The organism is Micromonospora sp. WMMD1274, assembly GCF_049179035.1.
GTDB classification, from domain to species: Bacteria; Actinomycetota; Actinomycetes; order Mycobacteriales; family Micromonosporaceae; genus Micromonospora; species Micromonospora tulbaghiae.
Genome location: NZ_JBMHMG010000001.1, coordinates 3,966,058 through 3,986,505, shown reverse-complemented (window position 1 = coordinate 3,986,505; position 20,448 = coordinate 3,966,058). Strand labels below are relative to the sequence as shown.

Sequence of the window (20,448 nt, the reverse complement as noted above, 5' to 3'; positions counted from 1 at the left end):
GCAGACCGGCAGCACCAGCGCTCGATGCGATTTCGTAGAGCGTCGGAATGAGGGCTCAGAGAGTTCGTCAAGCACGAAAAGGGCGATCGCCTGCGTGTGGTGGCGGCGGAATGCCGCCACCACACGCAGGGACATCGTCAGTTGCCTTGGGTCTTGTTGCCGTGGCGCTGATTCAGGATACGCACTGTGGTGCTCAGCTTGATCGGCGCGTCCTCAGGGCCGCGTAGGAACGGATGGATGTAGACCGGGCGGCGTAGGGTTCGGCCTGGCCCGTATGCCTGGTTTCGCCAGTGCCCGGTAACCCAGACGCGGCTGGTGTAGGTCCGGCTGCCGCCGGTTCCAGTGATCTTGGCCTCGTCGTCTCGTTGGCTGTAGGTACGGATGCGCACGATCCGTACGTCGGGCAACGGTCGCTGGGCGCGGGCGTACTTCTTGCGTATCGTCTTGTCGATCTCTGCCGGTACGTCCTCGGCCGCCCTCTGGGCGATGAGTAGCCAGGTGGCCAACAGTATCGCGGACCGGCCGTCCGGCGGGCTGTCGGCGGACTGATTGTGCCGTAACTGGAAGGTTCGCACGGGTACCAGCCAGCCCACCTCTTCGCGCAGGTGTTGTAGTGGTTGGTCCTCGAGACCACTACCGATGGCGCGGTAGACGACAGCCTCGATCACGTTGTCGCCTGTTGACCAGGAGACGGCGGTGATCCGATGTGTTGTCGCCGGGCGAGCCCAGAAGAGTAGCCCGTCGTCGCAGGGTGCGAGGTCTTTGCTGGTGGTGACCGCCGGCAGCTGCGAGGCGGCGTGCTCGGCCAGCTCGGTGAAACTCTCGTCGATCCAGTAGAGCCGGGCGCGGTCGAGACATTCTGCCAGATGGGTTCGCATGTGGCTGATGCGAAGAGTTGACGGTAGCTCATGGGGGCCGCGGTAGAACGACGCTAGCCGGTCACGGACTTTCGGGAGGTCGCGGGGACGCAGGTCGAGGTCTGGCCACGCGGTCGTGGTGAGCAGGACGCGGCCTGGTCGCCGCTGGCGCAGGAATGCCTGGTGGAGCTTGCTGGTCTCGGCGTGGGCGAAAGGGATGTCGTGCACGCGCATGCGTCGTACCGCGCGGTCGACCACCTTCATCGCGCGTCCGGCGTCGAGGTCTGCCATGCACGGTACGCAGGCAGCCCAGGTCTCACCCATGTCCTGCATCAGGCCGGCTTGGCTGCTGGTCGCCAGTACTCTGACGTTGCCGCCGATCAATGTCCACATCGGGTACTGGTCGCCGCAGAAGTCACAGGTCCGGTTGACCATGTCGAGCTGGCTGGTCGGAACGGGTACCGGCGGGTGCCCGTCATTGTCGCGGAACCGGGGGTGGATGTACTGGTCATCGAGGGTGTTGAGCGGAGTCAGGCAGGTGGCGCACGCCATTTCCTCACGAGGGCCGGTCACGCGCTCACCCCCCGCTGCTGGTGGAGGTCGCGCAGGCGCAGCCCGCGGCGGGCCTCGCTGGGCGGCATGGTCATGCCCGGGGTGTAGAGCACGTGCTGGTTCCGGCCGCCGCGCTTGGCGTGGTACATGGCGATGTCCGCGCGGTGCAGGGCCACGTCCTCCAGCGGGTCGTTGCTGTCGACCACGGCGAGGCCGATGCTGGCGGACAGTGCGACGGCGGCCGGGCCGGTGGCGGCCTGTACGTCGATCGGCGCGGCGACGGCGGCCAGCAGTGCATCGGCGATCTGGCTGATGCCGTGCTCGCGGACGGGGAAGACTGCGGCGAACTCGTCGCCCGAGTGCCGGGCGATCTCGCCGCCGTACACGCTGGCGACGTGAGCGAGCCGTTCGGCGATCTCGATCAGGACCTCGTCGCCGACGTCGTGTCCATGGTCGTCGTTGATGTCCTTGAACCCGTCGAGGTCGAGCAGGACGGCGACGACCGGCTGTCCGGGGAAGGTGGCCGCGAAGGCCGCGTACGCGGTGCGCAGGCCACGCCGGTTATAGAGACCGGTCAGCGGGTCGTGGGCCAGTTGCCAGGCGGCGTCGGCCAGCTCGTCGCGCAGCTGCGCGATGGCGGGTCGGGCGGCCAGGTAGCCCACGCCGAAGCCGACGCAGGCCCCGGCGAGGATGGTGACTGCCGTGTAGATGATGGCGGCCACCAGGATTGTGATGAACACTGGACTCCTCCAATGCGAGTTGGAGAACCCGGGACGCGTTCGTTTTCCAGGCGGTGCGTCCCGGGTCCTGGGTGTGAAGACGGCCCGCCTTCTGGCGGGCCGTCTTTTCGTGTTTCAGCCGCCGGTGACGGCGGCGTGCTGGAAGGCGGGTTAGCTCGGTGTGGCCGGCGCGATGGAGCCGTCGAAGCTCCAGACGGCGCCGACGCGGGCGGGGTAGCGTCCCGTGCCGGGGTGTGGCGAGCGGTACGGGTCGTCGGTGCGAGGCCACCGGCCGCGCAGCTCGGACGGCTCACGCGGTGTGCCGGGCGGCCGGTGCTCGTACCGTTCGCTGATCACCCGCACGTAGTGCACATCGGATGCGTAGGCAACGTAGACGCCGTTCTGGATGGTGCCGCCGAGCCGGTCGCAGCAGGCGACGGCGACCGGGTACCACCCGTTGACGAACAGGCTGACCTGGTGCCCGCAGGACAGCGACAGCAGGAACACCACGAGGCGGTGCAGCTGCCAGCCGTCCGGTGGCGAGTCGGCCGGGCCGGGCCCGTCGCCTGGTTGTGCGCATGGGGCGCAGATCGGCCCGGCGTCGGGGTCGTATCCGGCGTCGCACTGCTCGCAGACGATCTTCAGGCACGAGCGGCATTCGCCGGAGGCGGTCGTGCGCAGGTCGGTGCCGCAGTAGCCGCACGGCCCGCGCATGCACGTGTCGTCGTGGTGGCCGGGCCGGTGGGCCAGGCAGGGATGCGTGCTAGTCATCGCTGCCGCCTCGGACGTAGCCGTAGACGGCCTCAGCGGTCAGCGGTGCGCCGATGGTCGCGGCCGGGGCGGGGATCTGCCGCCAGCCGTCGTTCTCGCACGCCAGCCATGTGACGACGCCTTCGGCGGTGACCGAGACGACGTCGCCCACCGATAGCGAGCGGCGGCGCATGAGCCGGTACGCGGCGGCGATGAGGAAGTCGGCCTCGCCTTGCGGCGTACCACGGCGCGCCTCCAGCATGTCGAGGTCGGCGTTGAACACCTGCCAGGCCCAGTCGACGATCTCGATCGGGTCGGTGCCGGTGGGCCACTGCCGCCAGTGGGAGATCACCTGTCGCAGCTCGTGGCCGTCCTCGTACGGGAAGAACCGTGACTCGGTGTTGTGGTAGATCGCGACGACGTGCAGGCTCATGACCGGCCCTCCGCCGTCGCCGTGACGATCGGCCGGACTCGCAGCAGTTGGACCGCAGCGATCCGCGCGGCCAGCCGCCCGGTGCGCGGGTGCAGGTAGACCTCGTAGCCGCTTGTCCAGGCCAGGCTCCATGCCGCTGCCGGCCGACCGAGCCGCGCCTGCGTGGTGACGTCGCCGTGGAAGGCGACGCCGAGCGCGGACAGCTGCGTCTCGACCGAGTGGGTGTGGTGGTGGCTCATCCGCCCGGCCAGCATCGGGCACGCGGCGGCCGTGTAGGCGGCGCACTCGGGATGCATGCCCGGCTCGTCGGCGGACATCGCGTCCAGGTCCATGTCGCGCATCGCGAACACGATCCGGCGCTCCAGGCCGGTGCCGCAGGTCTGGCACAGCCGGTCGTTGAGCGCCTTGGTCTGGCGATCGACGTCGACCGCGCCGAAGCGCCACCGGCCGTCCGGCAGTTGCAGGGTGGTGTAGGGGACGACGAGTCCGCCCACGGTGGGGCGGTGGAGGAGCCGGGGCGGGATGCCGGGGCTCGGGTCGTTGGGGTGCAACGGATTCTCCCTGTTCAGGTTGGTGAATCCGGGCACGGCCGTGCGGCCGTGCCCGGGGTGCGCGGGTTCGCGCGATCGGCCGGGCATCGGCCGGGTCTGTGGTGCGGGTGCCGCGTGGCGGGCGGTTAGGCGGTCGCGCCTGGCGGCTGCCCGGGTTACGCGGTCACCGGCGGGGTGGTCAGCGTGATCTGCATACGGCGCAGCGCGCGCCGCTCCAGGTCGCCCACGGCCCAGACGCTGCGGCCCATGAGCCGTGCGGCGGCGTCGCGCGGGTACCCGTCGAGGTAGCGCAGCTGGATCGCGCGGCGCTGGTCGGGGGTGAGCCGGGCCATCGCGTGCACGAACGGCAGCCGCCCGAGCCGGGTCGGGGCGGGCTCGGCGGTGACCGGTGCGGCCGGGCTGCGGTCGGCGTCTTCGCGCACGGCGTACGCGGCGCGCAGGTAGCGGCGGCGCGACCAGTCGTGCTGGTTGCATGCCTTCGCGGCCTGCCAGATCAGCCAGCCGCGCACGTCGGCCAGGGCGGAGCCGAGGTCGGCCAGGGCGTTGGTGAACGTCTCCTGGACGAGGTCGGCGATCAGGTCGGGGTCCCGGCCGCGCAGCCGCACCGTGACGTAGCGGGTGACCGGTTCGCGGTAGGTCAGGTAGAGGGCGGCGAAGGCGTCGCGGTCGCCCTGCTGGGCCTGGTGCAGCAGGGCGAGGATGTGGGGGGCGACTTCGGGCCGCCGGCGGGCGGCCGGGCGGAGGGGGCGCTCGGCGGCAGTCGTGTGGCGGTGCATGGAGTCCTCCAATGCGGATCGCTGGTGGTCTCCGGGCACGGCCGTGCGGCCGTGCCCGGGGTGCGCGGGTTCGCGCGGTCGGCCGGGCAACGGCCGTGGTGATGCGGTGCGGAACAGTCAGGTCAGGTGGCTGCTGGGGTCAGCGGGCGGGCGGGTGTCAGCGCCGCCGGGTGATGCTCCAGGTCCACTGGTAGGCGCCGATGGCGTAGAGCCCTTCGGCGTCGGGGTAGCAGCGGTCGATCTCCAGGACGCGTTCGTCGGAGAGGCTGTGCTGCTGCCAGAAGATGACCGCGATGTCGCCGTGGAAGGCCACGGTCGGGAACTCGCCGAGCATGGTGGCCGGGTGGATGTTCAGCTCGTCGAGGTCGGTGATCATCTGGGTGACGGTGTCGCGGGTGAATCGGGGCAGGACCCCGTCCGCGCCGACGTAGCCGTCGGCGATCACCGCCGGGTAGGACAGGCGCTCCAGGGCCGGGGCTTCGACCTCGGATCTGATCCAGGTGGCCTCAGCCGGGACGATCTCCTCGCGGTGATCGGCAGTGCCGTACGCATACGGCCATCTGGTGGTGTCGATCCAGAACCAGTGGTGCTTGCGCTTGACCCCGTACCGGATCGTGTCGATCACCGGGTGGATCGAGCGGTCGCGGCGGCGCACCTTCAGCAGGACCAGATTCCGGTGGGGGTCGGCGTGGTCGTGGACGCCGCTGGTTCCCGAGGCGGGGTGCTGCCAGGTGAGGGCATGGGCGCGGTGGAGTTGGCCGGTCTCGTCGTGCCAGCCGGGCGATCCGTTGGAGCGCAGCGTCTCGCTGCCGGTCTCGTCCTGCTCCCAGATCAACGCCGCGACGGCGCTGGGCGCTCGCAGCAGGTAGGCGGGGTTATTGACGGTCGGAGTGTGGACGGCGTGTTCGGCCAGGGGGCTGACCTCGGACAGCCGCCACCAGAGTTTGGACATGGTGATCCTCCGGTCGGGTGGGTTCAGGGAAGGTGCACGATGTGAGTCGCGCCGTCAGGGGCCAGGACGTGCATGGTGCTGTCCGGGCGGGTGTAGGCGAGCAGGGTCGCGGCCAGCCGTAGCGCGCCCTTGCTGGCGTCGGTCACGTTGTCGCCGGATGCGGCCATGAGCGCGTCGATGCTGCCGCTGGTGCGGCGGGTGGCGTCGAAGGTCACGCGGGTCAGCCCGTCGCCGGTCTCGGCCATGGGGCAGCCTCCAGGCATGCAGAAGGCGCGCGTCCGTCGCCGGTACGCGCGCCCGGGGTGGATGGGCTACCGGGTCGAGTTGTGCAGGGTGAGGTGGGCCTCCTTGAGGTGTCCGGCGCAGACCTCGCCGCTGTTGCCGGCGGCGCTGAGGCTGTCGGTCAGTGCCTTTGCCGCCGCGGCGGGCACCGTGTCCGAGCGTCGGAAGGCACGGTTGTGGGTGTGCTCGGCGAGGCGCTGCACAATCTGGGTCAGGTGCGCTTGCACGAGGTTGAGCCCGGCGGTCAGCCGGGTCAGGTCGGCCATGTCGTGCTGGTCGGCGGCCCAGGTGAGGGTGTCGCCGAGGTGCTCGGCGGCCAGCAGCAGCACGTGCACGGTGGCCACGGTCTTGGCCGGGTTGAAGTAGGACTCGTCGCTGAACAGGTCGGCGACCTGGCCGAGGACGGCCTGACCGTCAGTGTGCAGACGGGGTGCGTCGGCCAGGCGGGCGAACCAGTCGTGGTCTGTCAGGTACCAGGCGGGCTGGAGCATGTCGTCCTCCACGGGACACGGAAAGTGGCGGCCACCGTTCGGTGACCGCCTGCAGGGATGGGGATACCGCGCCCCGGTCGCGGGTGCGAGGGGCGTGGGTTGTGTGGGTGCCTGGTCTGGGTCAGGCGGCGGCGGCCGACCGGGATGCGGTGGGCGCGGTGCCGTCGCGTGCGACGTCAGATCAAGGGGCACATAGGTATAAGGAGAACCTCCAGGCTAGGCCGCCCCGGGCACGGGCGGGGCGACCTGTCAGGCTCGGCGACCTGTCACGACCTGACAGCCCGCGAACCTGACAGGTCGCCGCCTGTCAGGTCACTGCTGCTGCGGCTCGTCAGCAGGCCGCGTGACGTGCGCTTCCCGCTCGCCGGGGGTGGGCCAGAACAGGATGCGAGGAATCGGCCCCGACCGGTCGGCGGCCCGCGACAGCAGCAGCGGCACGAGCATCAGCAGCGTCGCCGCGAGCCGCACGAGCGGCACAGGGCCGTCCCAGGGCCCGGCCAGGAGCACGGCGGTCGCGCCGAGGGCGATGGCGTCGATGACGATCTGCGCGACCGTCGCCGCCTGCCACAGCTGCTCGGAGTTGGACCAGTACGCGCGTATGCGCAGTGCCTGCCCGGCCGCGTCGGCGGCCATGAACGGCAGCCAGCACACGACCAGCAGCAGCGCGACGCCGAGCAGCAGCGGCCATCCGGCGGCCCAGGCCGCCAGCAGCACGGCCACGGTGACCAGCCCGACCAGCGGGCCGATCGACCGGTTCCCGGCGTCGATGAGGCTGTAGAGCAGCCGCGACCATCCGGCCAGCGTCAACCCGGCGGTGACGGCCAGGACCGCGATGATGGCGAGGTTGCCGCCGGCCGCCGCGAGCCCGTTGACCGTGATGACGGCGACCAGGAGCGCCAGCCCGTTGGCGCTGGCGTAGGTGTTGCGCTCGGGCAGTGTCAGGAAGTTCCGCATGTTTGCCTCCAAGGGTGTGAGGTGGACCGGCGCGGCCGAGTCGGCGGCGCCGGACGCAACGGCGGTAGAAGAGGTAGAAGGGCGAACGCCGAGCGGGACTCGCGCCGGCCGGTGGCGCGGGACGAGTCCCGGTGCCGGCCGCTCGCAGCGGTACTCGAGCGGGACTGGTCCCGCCGGGCGGCGAGGCGGTCCCGCTCGATGTCGGCGTAGGGTCCCGCCCGCATCGGACGCGGGCGGGACTGTCGTGCACCCCACCCCAGCCCAAGGCGGGACTCGGGTCGCGGCAAGCGGGACCGTGGACGGCCGCTGGTCAGGTGCACGGGTCAGCGGGGACGGGAAGCGGCGGGGCGGGGCTGACCTGCCCCGATCCCGCCGCCTCCTGGTGGGCGGTGTCACGTCAACCGGCGCGATAGGCGACGGTCACAGGGCTTGAGCTGCCCTTATGCGACACCAGTGTGAAACTTCATGAGCGCCGGAGCACCCAGACGTCCTCGTGCGCCACGAGGTGCACGGGGACGCCTTCGGCGCGGGCGCGACGGACCGCCATCAGGCCAAACATGCTGGCCCGGTGCACGATCTGCCCGTCGCGGACGGCGGCGAGCATCGCCGCGCACCGCTCCACCGGGACCAGGCCGACCGACGTGGCGACGGCCAGCAGCTCGCCGGGCAGGTCCACGAAGTCGTCCCGCTGGCGGCGTACCGGTCGGCAGGTGATGACCACGGTCCCGCCGGGACGCAGCAGCTGGTAGCTCGCGGCCAGGATCTCGGCGAACCCGTCGAGCAAGCGGGACCATCCCGCATAGGCGAGGTTGCCCGACTCCCGGTCCCCATAGAGGTGGTCCCGCTTGCGTACCCCGGTACTCGTTGCCCGCACCAGGCCGTGAGTCCCCCTGCCGTAGGGCGGAGAGGTGAGCACGAGTCCCGCTCGCCCGACCGCGGACGCCGGGACCAGATCGAGCAACCTGGTGGCGTCGCCGGTGACGACTCGCCCGGTGCCGGCGGCGCCCTGCGACGCAGCCAGCGCGACGTTCGCTTCGGCCAGAGCGGTGAAGCGGGGCTCGATGTCGATCCCGATCCCCTCCCGCCCCAGGTGCATGGCCTCCACGAGGGTCGTGCCCGACCCGCACATCGGGTCGAACACCAGGTCTCCCGGCGCGGTGTAGGCGCGAATGGCGTGCGCGGCCAGGTTGGGCAGCATCTTGCCCGGATGGCTGGACGACTCCGGGACGTAGCGGCCTCGCCGCTGGTCCCGGGAGGGCTGCTGGCAGGTCAGCCACACCGACGTGACCGGCATCGGCTTGGTCACCGCCCACCTCCGTTCCCGGCCGCGCTGAGCGTCATGATCAGCACGTCGGTGTGGATGTCGAGCAGCGTCTCCTGCCCACGCCGGGGCAGCCGGTCGGCCGCCACGATGTGCTGCAGGTAGCTCAGGCCCGCCGTCTTGGCGGCGATGATGACGTCGACCGGTGCGGTCACGTCGTGGCTGAGAAGCACGGCCACGCAGCCGCCGGGCAGCAGAGCGTCCCGGCAGCGGATGAAGAACTCCACCGGGACCAGGCCGTCGAGCGGCCAGCCGGTGACGATGAGCCGCGCGGGCTCCCGCCCCCAGCCGGTCTGCCGGGCCGCCTGAAGGTGACTGCGGCGGCTGGCCGCGATGACCGCGCGGGCCAGCTGCGGCCCGTCAGCCAGATCGACGATCAGCTCGCCGGGGTGGGTGAGGTTGTGAACGAGCCGCACGCCCATGGCGTTGGACATGGTGTCGCCCTTGCGCGGGGCGGGCACCGGCCAGACGGTGATCGGCACGGGCACGTCGCCCGGCACGACGTCCCCGACCGGGACCGGGGCGCTGTGGTGGTTGGTGTTGTCGGTCATGGGCACGGTGGCCCCCGGACCGGCGGGCGTACTGACAGTGCCTAGAACGGCCGTGTTGGGCCGATCGAACCCGCCCCCGACCTGACAGGACCAGTCAGCGGCCGATCCTGCGGGCCGGGCTGACAGCCGTGAACCTGGCACGACCTGTCCGAACCTGTCCCGATCTAACGGAGCCTTGGGGTGTCAGGTCGCCTGTCTCCAATCGAGGCATGGGCCGCCGCAGCCGGCGGTTCGGCTCCACCACGAGGGGACACGACATGCCAACCACCACCACCTCCTTCCGCTCCGGCGCCCTGGCCCAGGCCGAGCAGGCGTTCGCGCTGCTGACCTGCGAGCCCGCGCCGCTGGTGTTCGACGCCCGCCCGGTGCCCGGCCTGCCGGACAAGACCATGCCGCTGGACGCGCTGCGCAAGATGATGCTGTTCGAGAGCTACGACTCCGACACCATCGACGCGACGTGGCGGCAGCTGGCCCTGCAGGCCCGGGAATGGGGACCGGCGTGGGTCGTCGGCGCGATCGGCGTCGCCCTGCCCGCCCTGACCCACTTCGCCGCGAAGTTCAGCCGCGGCTACCCCCGCCACGCCGAGGACATCGACTCGGAGATCCTGGCCGAGTTCCTGCACGCGCTGCGCACCGCCGACCTCGACCGGCCCCGGCTGTGGATGCGCCTGACGTGGGCGGCGTACCGAGGCGGCGAAGCGGTCATCAAGAAGATCCGCGACACCGAGGAGCTTCCCGCCGAGCTGTCCAGCGGATCGCGTACGCCCAAGCGCCCGTACGGCCACCCGGACCTTCTGCTCGGCCGGGCCGCCGCCGCCGGCGTCATCACCTCGGAGGCCGCCGAGCTCATCAGCGCGACCCGCTTCGGCGACGCGCTCATCGAGACGCTGGCCGCCGAGAAGGGCGTGACCGCCTCCGTGCTGCGCATGCGGCGCCGCCGCGCCGAACGAGCCGTAGCCGCGGCCGTCGTACGAGGCGAACTGTCCGTCCCGGTCCGTACCCAGATGGGCGAACCCGCGCTCGCCTGACGGGCAACTCGCCACATCCCGCCGCACCACCAAGGCCGCCCCGGGCATCGCCCGGGGCGGCCTCTTCAGCGTTGCGCACGGAGGTTGCGTTGCGGGGCAGCCCTGTCAGGTCCGCCGACGCGGCGCGGCCGTCAGGCGCAGACAGGTCGTGACAGGTCGCAGGCCGGTTCGATCGCCCTGACAGCACGGATCTGGGCGGTGCATGTCATCCACGGCATGCCCGCCCGGTGGGGACCACCCACGGGCGAGGCCCTACAGGTCCGGCATGGCTGGCGCGGCGTACTGACACCGCAATCCCTTCCCTTGCAAGGGAGGAGCGCCCCCACCGGACCTCTCCAGGACTTCGCCCGGTCCCCGCCGCGGCGGCCCCCACATCCTGTGGAGCGCCGCAATGCACACAACTCTGCACTACCTCAACGACATCCTCGCCGCCGCGCCGCAGCCGCTGGCGGCCCCGAAAACCCTGCCGCAGGTCATCGACGGCATCCGCACGTGGATCATGGGCATCATCGCCGCTGTGGCCACGATGTTCCTCGTCGTGGGTGGCCTGCGCTACATGGCCGCCGGAGGCGACCCGAGCCAGGTCGAGCAGGCCAAGGGCAACTTCAAGTCCGCCCTGATCGGCTACGCCCTGGCCGTGCTCGCACCGGTCGTGCTGTCCGTCCTGCAGGGCATCCTCGGCGGCTGAGGACAGGACACCCATCATGGTCAACTGGCTGATGAATGGGCTGGTCGACTGGCTCGCCGAGCGGTTGCAAGACCTGCTCGGCGGGCTCCTCGCCTACCTGAGCTCATCGATGTTCCTCTCGCCGGACGTCACCGTCCTGCCGCAGGTACAGACGATCGCGACCAAGAGCGCGTATGTCGTCAACGCCTGCTTCATCCTCGCCATCATCGCCGTCGGCATCGCCACGATGGCCGGCGGCTCGGTCGAGATGCGTTACAGCATCAAGGATCTGGTACCCCGCCTCATCGTCGGACTGGTCGCCAGCAACTTCGCGGTCGCGCTGAGCGCCGCGCTGATCGAGATCGCCAACGCGCTGACCGTGTCCATGGTCGGCACAGCGGCACCGACGACCGAGGCGGTCAACGCGACCCGCACCCACGTGACCGCCGCGCTGAGCGACGAAGGCACCGCCCTGGTCGCCCTGATCATCGGGCTGCTGATCGTCGGGCTGATGTTCGCCCTGGTCGGCAGCTGGATCGTCCGGATCGGGGTGCTGATCATCTGGGCCGGAGTCGCCCCCGTCGCCCTCGCCTGCTACGCCACGCCCTGGACCCAGGGCGCGGCGGACCTGTGGTGGCGCACCGGGATCGGCTGCCTGGCCACCCCGACGCTTCAGGCGATCGCCTTCAGCACGGGCGTGCAACTGCTGATCGACCCGAACAGCAGCCTGCCAGTGCTGATCGGCCTGCCCGGCTCGGACATCATCAACCTGATGATCACGGCCGTGCTGCTGTGGGTCACGCTCAAGATCCCGAGCATGATGCGCCGGTACGTGACTCACAAGGGCGGCCCCAGCATGGGCGGCGTGCTGGTCCGGGCGGTCCTGATCCAGTCCATCACCCGCAAGATCCCGTTCGGGCGCACGATGCGAGGTGGGCGATGACCCACGACGAAGACACCACCCCGCGCGCCGTGGTCACGGCCGACGTCAACGCACCGGACCGCATCGCGTTCGGGCTCACGTTCCGGCAGCTGGCCATCGTCGGCGGCGTCGGCCTCGGCGGGTTCGGCATCTACCGGACCTTGGGGCCGCTGCTGCCCCTACCTGTGTGGATCGTCGCCGGGATGATCGTGTTCTCCATCGCGATCGTCGTCGCCCTCGGGCGGCGCGACGGCCTGCCGCTGGATGTGTGGCTCAAGCACGGGATCACGCTGTCGCGCAGCCCGCGCCAGCTCACCCCCGGCAGCGCTCGGGCGACCTCGGTCGCCGCGGTGGCCGGCAAGACGAGCGTCCCGGCGCCGCTGCGCTCGCCGGTCACGGCCGTCAGCGCGAGCGGAGTCGTCACCTCCGAGGGCAAGTCCCGGGTGCTGATCGCCTGCGGCACCACGAACATCCACCTGCGTACCGGCGGCGAGCAGGGCGCGCTGCTGGACGGGTTCGGCCGGTTCCTCAACAGCCTGACCGGTCCCGCGCAGATCGTCGTGGCCGCCCAGCGCCACGACCTGACCGCGCACGCGCAGGCCACCGTCGACCACGCGCCCCGCCTGCCGCATCCGGCTCTGGCGGCGGCAGCCGACGACTACGCCGAGTTCCTTCTCGACCTCGATGAGGAGCGCGATCCGCTGCGCCGTCAGGTGCTGGCCGTCATCACCGGCGAGCAGGTCGCCGATACCGCCGTACGCGCCCTGACCGGGCTCGGTGTCGAAGCCGCTGCCCTGGACGGCCCGGCGGTGTCCGCCGCGCTGGCCACCGCCGCCGATCCCTTCAACCCACCGGTGCCCGGCCCGAGAGCCGTTCCGGGCGCCCCCATTACCCTGCGGAGCAACGAATGAACCTGTGGAAAACCAGAAAGAAGACAGTCGCGGCCGGGGAGGGCATGCCCTCCCCGGCCGCTCTGTCGGTCACCCCCTGGCACGTGCAGGTCGGCGACGGCTACGCCGCCACCTTCGCCGTCACCGGCTACCCGGCCGAGGTCGGCCCGGCCTGGCTCGATCCGCTGCTGTCCTACCCGGGCCGCGTGGACGTGGCCGTGCACATAGACCCGGTCGCGGCGCAGCTGGCCGCGCCGATGCTCAAGCGCCAGCGCGCCCGTCTGGAGTCCTCGCGCCGTCTGGACGCCGACCAGGGCAAGCTCGGCGACCCGATAACCGAGGCTGCGGCAGCCGACGCCGCCGACCTCGCCGAGCGGGTCGCCCGAGGTGCGGCCAAGCTGTTCGACGTCGGCATCTACGTCACCATCCACGCCCGAGACCTCGACGAGCTGCGCGCGGTCACCGCGGGCGTCAAGTCGGCCGCCGCGTCGGTCCTTCTGGACCTACAGCCGACCACGTTCCGCCACCAGCAGGGCTGGGTCGCGACGCTGCCGATCGGCGTGGACCCGCTGCGGATGCGCCGCATCCTCGACACCAACGCCCTAGCAGCCGCCTTCCCCCTCGCCTCAGCGGATCTGGCCGCACCGGCACCGGGCGTCGCGGCCCCGCCGGACGGCGTGCTCTACGGGCTGAACACCACCAGCAACGGCGTGCTGCTGTGGGACCGGTGGCGGCAGGACAACCACAACTCCGTCGTCCTCGCCCAGTCCGGCGCGGGCAAGTCGTACTTCGTCAAGCTCGAAGTGCTGCGGAACCTGTACCAGGGCACCCGGGTCTCGATTATCGATCCGGAGGACGAGTACGCGCCCCTGGCGGAGCACGTCGGGGGGACCGTCGTGCAGCTCGGCCTGCCCGGCGTACGCATCAACCCCCTGGATCTGCCCCACGACAACCGGGCCGACACGCTGACCCGGCGCGGGCTGTACCTGCACACGCTGATCGCGGTCATGCTCGGCGCACCGCCACCACCGACCGAGCGCGCTGCCCTCGATCGGGCGATCACGGCCACGTACGCGGCGGCCGGGATCAACGGCGACCCGGCCACCTGGACCAAGCCCGCGCCGCTGCTGCGGGACCTGGCCGAGGTGCTGGCGGCCGACGAGGACCCGGCGGGCGAGCAGCTGGCCGCCCGGCTGGCCCCGTGGACCACGGGCAACTTCTCCAGCCTGTTCGACGGACCGACGTCCACCGCCCCGGACGGCCACCTGGTCGTCTGGTCGCTGCGGCACCTGCCCGACGAGCTGCGCACGGTCGGCACGCTCCTGGCCCTGGACTCGATCTGGTCGGGCATCGACACTCCGTTGTCTGGCGTACGCCGGCGGCGGCACCTCGTCGTGGTGGACGAAGCCTGGCTGCTGATGAGGGACGGGGAGGGTGCACGGTTCCTGTTCCGCATGGCCAAGGCCGCGCGCAAGCGGTCGGCCGGGCTGTGCGTCGTCACCCAGGACGCGGCCGATGTGCTCGGCACCGACCTCGGGATGGCCGTGGTGTCCAACGCCGCGACCCAAGTGCTGATGCACCAGTCGACCCAGGCCATCGACAAGGTGAAGGAGGCGTTCTCGCTGACCGCCGGGGAAGCCCGGCTCCTCCTGGCGGCGCCACGCGGGGAGGGTCTGCTCATCGCTGGCCGCTCGCGGATTCCGTTCCGCAGCGTCGGGTCGGCGGCCGAACACAAGATCGCCGTGACGGGAATCGGTGAGGCGTCATGAATCCCGAAATCGTGACCCGGCTCGGCGACCTGTGGGCGTGGATCACGGCCCGGCCGTGGCTGGCGTTCTTCGTCCCGGTCTTGATCATCGGCGGTGTCGCCGCCCGGGACAAGGTCCTCGCCTGGCGGCACTCCCGGTACGCCACGGGGGCGCGGTGGCTGACGGTGGCCGCGCCGCCGGAGGTGACGGCGGAATCGGCGGCGGCGTTCTGGATCACCATCATGGGCGTCCTCACGCCCTCGGTGTGGCGGCGGCGGATCTACGGCATGCCGCACATCGGCTGGGAGTACACCTGGACCGGCCGCACCCTGACGATCCGGGTGTGGGTGCCCGGCACGGTCCCGCCCGGCGCGGTCGAGGCCGCGATCCGGGCGGCCTGGCCCGCCGCCACTGTCACCGTCACCGATGCCGCAGAGCCGATCCCGGCCAATGTGGTGGAGCAGGTCGGCGGGGCGCACTGGCCGCAGTCGGCCGACTCGCTGCCCCTGCGCAGCGAGCACGACACCGACCCACTGCGGGCGCTGCTGTCGGCCGGGGCCGAGGTCCGCGACCGCGAGCACGCGTGCGTGCAGATCCTGGCCCGACCGGCACCACCCCGGCGGCTACGCGCCGCCAGACGCACGGCGGCGGCGACCGGCACACACCCCCACGGGCGGCCCGATGTGGCCGCCCGTGCCGTTTCCGGGGTCGCGCGGCTGCTCACCGAACCGCTGATCTGGGCACTGGACGTGTTCACACCCGGCCCGTCACGGCGGACACCGGCGCGTACGCCCGTGCGGGCCGGTGAGCGTGATCCAGTGGCCAACGCCGACGCCCGCACGATTGTCGACAAGGCGATTCGGGTGCCGCACTTTGAGATCGCGATCCGGTTCGCCGTCGCGGCCGACGCGGGCAAGACTCCGCCGGACAAGGCGCGCACGAAGCAGATCCGCGAGCGCCTCGTCGGGCTCGGGCACACGATCGCCTCGGCCGCCGCGGCGTACACCGGCCCAAACCGGCTGCGGCGCATGAAGATGCCCCAGCCGGTGGCCACGATCGCCGGACGGCGTCTACGGCGGGGGTTCCTGGCCACCGTGCCGGAGCTCGCCGCCATGGCAGCTCTGCCCCAGGACGTGGCGGTCCCGGGCCTCGATCGGGCTCGGGCCAAGGCCGTGCCGGCGCCCGTGGCCGTGCCCTCCGGCGGGCGAGGGGTGAAGGTGCTCGGGCGTTCGCAGATCGGCAACCACTCGGTCGGCCTGAACGTGATGGACGCTCGTCAGCACGTTCACGTGGTCGGCAAGACCGGCGTCGGCAAGTCCACGTTGATGCTGAACATGATCCTGGCCGACATCAAGGCGGGCCGGGGCACGGTGGTCATCGACCCGCGAGGGGACTTGATTACCGACATCCTCGACCGCCTCCCCGCGACCTACGCCGACCGGATCGCGATCATCGACCCCGACCAGGAGAACCCGGCCTGCTTCAACCCGCTCGACGACCGGGGCGACCCGCATCTGGCTGTGGATAACTTGGTCGGGATCTTCGCGAAGATCTTCCAGGGGCAGTGGGGTCCGCGTATGGACGACACGATGCGGGTGGCCTGCCTGACGCTGATGCGCCACGCGAAGCCGACCCTCAGCCTCGTCCCGTCGCTGTTGCAGGACAAGGACTTCCGGGCCAGGTTCACCAACGGCCTGGACGACCCGGACGGCCTGGGCGGGTTCTGGCTCTGGTACGACGGCATCAACGAGCAGTTCCGGGGCCAGGTCATCGCCCCCGTCCTGGCGCGCCTGCGGGCGTTCCTGCTGCGCGACTTCGTGAAGTCGGTCATCGGGAACACGAACAGCTCGTTCGACATGGGCAAGGTGCTCGACGGCGGTGTGCTGCTGTGCCGGCTGCCGAAAGGCATCCTCGGTGAGGAGACCAGCCGCATCCTGGGTTCGCTGATCGTCGCCCGGGTCTGGCAGGCCGCCATCGCACGAGCCAGCGTGCCCGAGGACCAGCGAAAAGACGCCAGTCTTTACGTTGACGAGTGTCAAAACTTTTTGACACTGCCGGGCAGCGTGGCCGACATGCTGGCCGAGGCGCGAGGGTTCCGGCTCGGCCTGGTCCTGGCTCACCAGGATCTGGCGCAGCTGCCGAAGGACGTGGCGTCGGCGATCTCGGCGAACGCCCGCTCGAAGCTGTTCTTCAACGTCGACCCGGGCGACGCCCGGGAGCTGTCGCGGCACACGAAGCCCGAGCTGGACGAGCACGACCTCGCCCATCTCGACGTCTACACCGCCGCGGCCCGGCTGCTCGTCGGCAATCGGGAGCTTCCGGGGTTCACCTTCGTCAGCAACCCGCCCGCGCCGATCGTCGGCGAGGCCACCGCGATCCGGCAGGCCCATGCCGCCGCCCACGCCGTCGACGGCGAGGAACCACCGATGCACCGGCTGGCCAAAACAGTCATGAAACGGCGGATGGAGCAACGCGAACGCTGATCAAGCCCGCTCGTCTGGGTCCTCGGCCGGGTGCAGCACTGGGGGCTCGTTTGGGGGTGTCTGCGACACGAGACCCCAGGCGAGCCCCCCGACCCGCGCCTGTCAGGTGTCTGAGCTGCCCAAACCCGGCCTGCCGCAGCCCTGACAGCAAGATCAACCTATCCAGACTCCTTACAGGGTTTCTCTCTCCCCGGGGGTATCTACCTATGCCGCAATCGCGCTCTGATGGCCTGCTGGCCATCTACCCGCACATCACCTCTCGTGACCGCCAGCTGCTCCAGCTGCTCGACGGCCACCAGGTCCTCACCACCGATCAGATCCACGCCCTGTTCTTTCTGGCCCGGCGTACCTGCCAGATCCGCCTCGGTGAGCTGTACCGGCTGGGGCTACTGGACCGGTTCCGGTTTGCCCGCGACGGCGGCGGCTCGCAGCCCTGGCACTGGACCCTCGGCCACAACGGTCACCGGTTTCAGGCCGCAGCCCACAACCGGCCCGAGCCCACCGCTCGCACCAGCCGCCAGCAGATGCAACGGCTGTCAGCCAATCCGAATCTGACACACCTGCTCACGGCCACCGAGTTCGGCGTCCGGCTGTCGGCGTACGCCCGCAGCCACCCGGCCGCCGAGCTGTCGCGGTGGTGGCCGGAGACGAAGACAGCGGCCCGCTTCTCACCGGTCACCCCCGACGGGCACGGCCTGTGGAGCGAGGACGGCACGACGGTCGGGTATTGGCTGGAGGCCGACACCGGCAGCGAGCCCCTGGGCAAGCTGGCCGCCAAGCTGGACAAGTACGCGGCCCTGGCCCGCAAGGGCGGCCCGCGCTATCCGGTGCTGTTCTGGCTGCCGAGCGAGGACCGTGAAGAACACCTCCACGCGTACCTGCGCGGCCGGCGGCCCGAAGGCGTACTCGTCGCCACGGCGACCCACAGCAGCGATCCCGCCGACGCCGTATGGCTTCCCGTAGGCGATACGCAGCGCGTGCGCCTGGCCGGGCTGCCCAGCGACCACGGCCGTGTGGTCGCCGCCAACTCGAACTACGACGAGAACGGCGTCTTCCTGACCTGACACAACCTGGCAGCCCCAGGACCGAACCTGTCAATGCACGTCAGAGGCATGGTCGGCTTTCCTGACAGGAGTTGTGCTGACAGGTCGCCTCGCTACGGTGCAGCTTCTTCTCTTCACTTTTTGCTCGCACCGTCGCCCGTCTGTCCTTCCTGGACCCGCCCGCGCCAGCGGGATCGCATAGCCCACCCTCTGGTCGGCTCCGATCCCCGCCCCGCGCCCCTCACGGCAGCACCCAGGCCCAGACGTCGCGATCCGGTGGCACCACCAGCACAGCAAACCCCAACCCACTCCTTCGCGAAGGGAGCACCCCGCCATGCCCACCAACACCCCGCTCACCGACCAGGTCGTCACCGTCGTGTTCCACCCCGGCGAGGACGCCGACTGGTTCTCCGCCTCCGAGAAGGTCAACGACCTCCTCAACGCCAACGGCACCCCCGCCCGACGCTTCCACGTCCGGCACCGCCGGTTCATCGGCTGGATCACCCGGTTCCTCGACTACTACCTGCTCGACACCGCGCGCCGGTTCGGCGCCATCACCAAGGCCGCCGGAGGCCGCAAGAGCCGCCTCGACCTCAACGGGGCCGCCGCAGCCGCCGCAACCCAGGCCCGCCTCCGCTGGCACGCCTGGAACCAGTACATGAACTCCACCCCGGCCACCGCTCGGCCCGCCCGACCGTGGGAGGACTATCTCGCCCAGCACCAGGCCGACCCGTCCAAGGTCACCCTCAACGAGGCCCGCCGCCGGTTCCACGCACAGCCTCGCGTCATCGCGATGCTCGCCAGCGCCGGCAACTACGAGTTCGACCCCGCCGAGCTGGCCGCCTACCAGGCCGGAGAGCACGCCTACGCCGGGCTGCACTGGCGCATGGCCATCGTCGGGGATCTGCTGATCACCGCCGAAGGCAAGGTCCTCAAGCCGTCCAGCGACACCATCGCCGACCGGCTGCGCTTCCTGAACGAGGCCATCAGGTACCTGCGGACGCTGAAGCCCAGCGCCCGCCTGTGCGCGGTCACCATCGCCTAACCATTCACCAGCTCGAGGACCGGTCGCAGCCCAGCTGCGACCGGCCTTCGCCATGCCCACCGACATCCCACGAAGGAGACGACATGTTCCTCGCCGACCCCGCTCTGCGGCTGATCGCCGCCTCCACCAACGACGTGCTGCCCGAGCAGCTGTGGCGCTACGACACCGGCACCGAGGACGCCTTCGGCGACCTCGCCCGCATCCTGCACAAGACCGCCATGGCCTACAACACTAGCAGCGCCGACCTCGACAGCCCGGCCCCGCGGCCGTCGGTCGGTCTCCGGCTCGCCGGCACCGGCGCGGCGATGCAGGACGTGCTCGCCACGATCGACCGGCGCGTCGCCATGGAGCGGCACACCGTCATCACCGGCAGCCTGCTCGACCTGTACCGGGCCTGGCGGCGGCACCGCCCGCTCAACGACGGCGAGCAGCGCCACCTGCTGCTGTGCTCCGGCGACCCGGGCCACGGCGTGGCCACCATGCAGCGCTTCACCCACCACCAGTGGCGGGTGACCGTCGACGCCGAGGCCGCGCAGGCGTTCGCGGTGCCGTACCCGAACCGGATGGTCGGCGTGCTCGTCGAGACCGACGACGGGATCTGGCAGCCGGTCGCCTGCACCGACGCGGCCCAGATCGCCTCCGGCAGGGCCTACCGGCTGCCGGTCCGCGACGACCTCGCCACCGCCTGCCGGTCGCTGCTGCGCTGGTGGGCGCTGCGGCACTCGGCCGCCTGGCGCAGCCGCAACCCCGACCAGCTCACCCCAACCGAGCTGGACCAGCTCGCCGAGTAGGAGGCCGCCATGCTCAACGCCGACTCGGTCGGCCGCTGGATCGCCCGGCTCACCGGCCGCACCCTCGACCAGCACGCCACCGACCCGGTACCGGCCGCCGCCGATCTCCCCAAGGCCGCCGACACGATGCGCCGTCACCGGCTGGAGCTGCTGCTCACCGTCGACCGGCTGCGGACCGCGCTGATCAACGAGGACGACCTGTCCACGTCGATCACGGCGCTGACCGGGCCGCTGGACGCCATCGCGAAGCTCGGCCGCGAGTACCGGTACGCCCGCAACTGGGCCGAAACCCTGCTCCGCGACGACGAGCGCACCGCGTACGCCGACGCCAACCCCGGCGCGGTGCTGCGGCGGCGCTTCGTCAACCCGGGCGACACGACCCTCGTCGTCCTGCCGCACACCGATGCCTGCCGCAAGCAGCACCTGGCCGGGCGGCGCACGCGCGTGCGGATCGGCCGGGCAGACGCCGAACTCGACCTGGCGGTCGGCCCCGGCCAGCTGCGCCTCTCCCACGCCGACGCCGGGATCTACCACGATCCGGCCCACGGCTTCTACGTCCTGGAGCCCGCCGCCACCGAGGCCGCCGCCTCCGGCGACTGATCCTCCCCGGCGGCCACCGGCCGCTATCCAGGCCACCGGGCC

General features: G+C 71.1%; 22 protein-coding genes. 10 read left to right on the top strand and 12 right to left on the bottom strand.

Annotated elements, in window-relative coordinates; all coding sequences use genetic code 11:
• Positions 1-137: 137 nt before the first annotated feature.
• The 12 genes from ACN27D_RS18955 to ACN27D_RS18900 all read right to left on the bottom strand — a co-directional run bounded on the left by ACN27D_RS18955 (position 138) and on the right by ACN27D_RS18900 (position 9,189).
• Positions 138-1,430 carry a hypothetical protein gene (locus ACN27D_RS18955; protein ID WP_135243138.1) on the bottom strand — a complete coding sequence of 431 codons (1,293 nt, stop codon included), beginning with the start codon at positions 1,428-1,430 and terminating at the stop codon, positions 138-140.
• Entirely contained in the window at positions 1,427-2,149 is a 723-nt protein-coding gene (locus tag ACN27D_RS18950; protein ID WP_421499634.1) for a GGDEF domain-containing protein, read from the bottom strand. The genes ACN27D_RS18955 and ACN27D_RS18950 overlap by 4 nt, the downstream gene beginning before the upstream one ends.
• A 150-nt stretch (positions 2,150-2,299) precedes the next feature.
• The gene (locus ACN27D_RS18945) at positions 2,300-2,899 is read right to left on the bottom strand and encodes a hypothetical protein (RefSeq protein WP_135243137.1); all 600 of its coding nucleotides are present in this window, start codon (positions 2,897-2,899) and stop codon (positions 2,300-2,302) included.
• Positions 2,892-3,311: a hypothetical protein gene (locus ACN27D_RS18940; RefSeq protein WP_135243136.1), complete on the bottom strand. Its 420-nt coding sequence runs from the start codon at positions 3,309-3,311 to the stop codon at positions 2,892-2,894. The genes ACN27D_RS18945 and ACN27D_RS18940 overlap by 8 nt, the downstream gene beginning before the upstream one ends.
• Positions 3,308-3,862 (bottom strand): hypothetical protein, encoded by a 555-nt coding sequence (locus ACN27D_RS18935; RefSeq protein WP_135243135.1) that lies wholly within the window; start codon positions 3,860-3,862, stop codon positions 3,308-3,310. The genes ACN27D_RS18940 and ACN27D_RS18935 overlap by 4 nt, the downstream gene beginning before the upstream one ends.
• 155 nt (positions 3,863-4,017) lie before the next feature.
• On the bottom strand, positions 4,018-4,638 hold the full coding sequence (locus tag ACN27D_RS18930; protein WP_135243134.1) for a sigma-70 family RNA polymerase sigma factor: 621 nt from the start codon (positions 4,636-4,638) through the stop codon (positions 4,018-4,020).
• A 157-nt stretch (positions 4,639-4,795) separates the two neighbouring features.
• Positions 4,796-5,590: a hypothetical protein gene (locus ACN27D_RS18925; RefSeq protein WP_135243133.1), complete on the bottom strand. Its 795-nt coding sequence runs from the start codon at positions 5,588-5,590 to the stop codon at positions 4,796-4,798.
• 23 nt (positions 5,591-5,613) lie between these two features.
• Entirely contained in the window at positions 5,614-5,835 is a 222-nt protein-coding gene (locus ACN27D_RS18920; protein ID WP_135243132.1) for a hypothetical protein, read from the bottom strand.
• 66 nt (positions 5,836-5,901) lie between these two features.
• Positions 5,902-6,363 carry a hypothetical protein gene (locus tag ACN27D_RS18915; protein ID WP_135243131.1) on the bottom strand — a complete coding sequence of 154 codons (462 nt, stop codon included), beginning with the start codon at positions 6,361-6,363 and terminating at the stop codon, positions 5,902-5,904.
• A gap of 312 nt (positions 6,364-6,675) precedes the next feature.
• Positions 6,676-7,317 carry a hypothetical protein gene (locus tag ACN27D_RS18910; protein WP_135243130.1) on the bottom strand — a complete coding sequence of 214 codons (642 nt, stop codon included), beginning with the start codon at positions 7,315-7,317 and terminating at the stop codon, positions 6,676-6,678.
• A 463-nt stretch (positions 7,318-7,780) separates the two neighbouring features.
• On the bottom strand, positions 7,781-8,623 hold the full coding sequence (locus tag ACN27D_RS18905; protein WP_135243129.1) for a DNA methyltransferase: 843 nt from the start codon (positions 8,621-8,623) through the stop codon (positions 7,781-7,783).
• A complete protein-coding gene (locus ACN27D_RS18900) occupies positions 8,620-9,189 on the bottom strand; it encodes a hypothetical protein (protein ID WP_421499633.1) in 570 nt (189 codons plus the stop codon). Before ACN27D_RS18900 ends, ACN27D_RS18905 begins: the two co-directional genes overlap by 4 nt.
• 257 nt (positions 9,190-9,446) lie before the next feature.
• On the opposite strand from ACN27D_RS18900, the gene ACN27D_RS18895 reads away from it, so the two are divergent.
• The 10 genes from ACN27D_RS18895 (at position 9,447) to ACN27D_RS18850 (ending at position 20,406) form a co-directional block, all read left to right on the top strand.
• Positions 9,447-10,217, top strand: a complete 771-nt coding sequence (locus tag ACN27D_RS18895; RefSeq protein ID WP_135243128.1) for a hypothetical protein — start codon at positions 9,447-9,449, stop codon at positions 10,215-10,217.
• Positions 10,218-10,608: 391 nt separating this feature from the next.
• The gene (locus ACN27D_RS18890) at positions 10,609-10,905 is read left to right on the top strand and encodes a pilin (protein WP_135243127.1); all 297 of its coding nucleotides are present in this window, start codon (positions 10,609-10,611) and stop codon (positions 10,903-10,905) included.
• A gap of 16 nt (positions 10,906-10,921) precedes the next feature.
• The gene (locus ACN27D_RS18885; protein ID WP_135243126.1) at positions 10,922-11,827 is read left to right on the top strand and encodes a hypothetical protein; all 906 of its coding nucleotides are present in this window, start codon (positions 10,922-10,924) and stop codon (positions 11,825-11,827) included.
• Complete coding sequence (locus ACN27D_RS18880; RefSeq protein WP_135243125.1) at positions 11,824-12,717, top strand: PrgI family protein; 894 nt, start codon at positions 11,824-11,826, stop codon at positions 12,715-12,717. Before ACN27D_RS18885 ends, ACN27D_RS18880 begins: the two co-directional genes overlap by 4 nt.
• The gene (locus ACN27D_RS18875) at positions 12,714-14,465 is read left to right on the top strand and encodes a helicase HerA domain-containing protein (RefSeq protein WP_135243124.1); all 1,752 of its coding nucleotides are present in this window, start codon (positions 12,714-12,716) and stop codon (positions 14,463-14,465) included. Before ACN27D_RS18880 ends, ACN27D_RS18875 begins: the two co-directional genes overlap by 4 nt.
• On the top strand, positions 14,462-16,927 hold the full coding sequence (locus ACN27D_RS18870; protein WP_135243123.1) for a type IV secretion system DNA-binding domain-containing protein: 2,466 nt from the start codon (positions 14,462-14,464) through the stop codon (positions 16,925-16,927). The genes ACN27D_RS18875 and ACN27D_RS18870 overlap by 4 nt, the downstream gene beginning before the upstream one ends.
• A 206-nt stretch (positions 16,928-17,133) precedes the next feature.
• Positions 17,134-17,991, top strand: a complete 858-nt coding sequence (locus ACN27D_RS18865; protein ID WP_421499632.1) for a replication-relaxation family protein — start codon at positions 17,134-17,136, stop codon at positions 17,989-17,991.
• 313 nt (positions 17,992-18,304) lie between these two features.
• The gene (locus tag ACN27D_RS18860; RefSeq protein ID WP_135243122.1) at positions 18,305-19,015 is read left to right on the top strand and encodes a hypothetical protein; all 711 of its coding nucleotides are present in this window, start codon (positions 18,305-18,307) and stop codon (positions 19,013-19,015) included.
• An 83-nt stretch (positions 19,016-19,098) separates the two neighbouring features.
• The gene (locus ACN27D_RS18855) at positions 19,099-19,806 is read left to right on the top strand and encodes a hypothetical protein (protein WP_135243121.1); all 708 of its coding nucleotides are present in this window, start codon (positions 19,099-19,101) and stop codon (positions 19,804-19,806) included.
• Between the two features lie 9 nt (positions 19,807-19,815).
• Positions 19,816-20,406 carry a hypothetical protein gene (locus ACN27D_RS18850; RefSeq protein ID WP_135243120.1) on the top strand — a complete coding sequence of 197 codons (591 nt, stop codon included), beginning with the start codon at positions 19,816-19,818 and terminating at the stop codon, positions 20,404-20,406.
• Positions 20,407-20,448 lie beyond the last annotated feature (42 nt).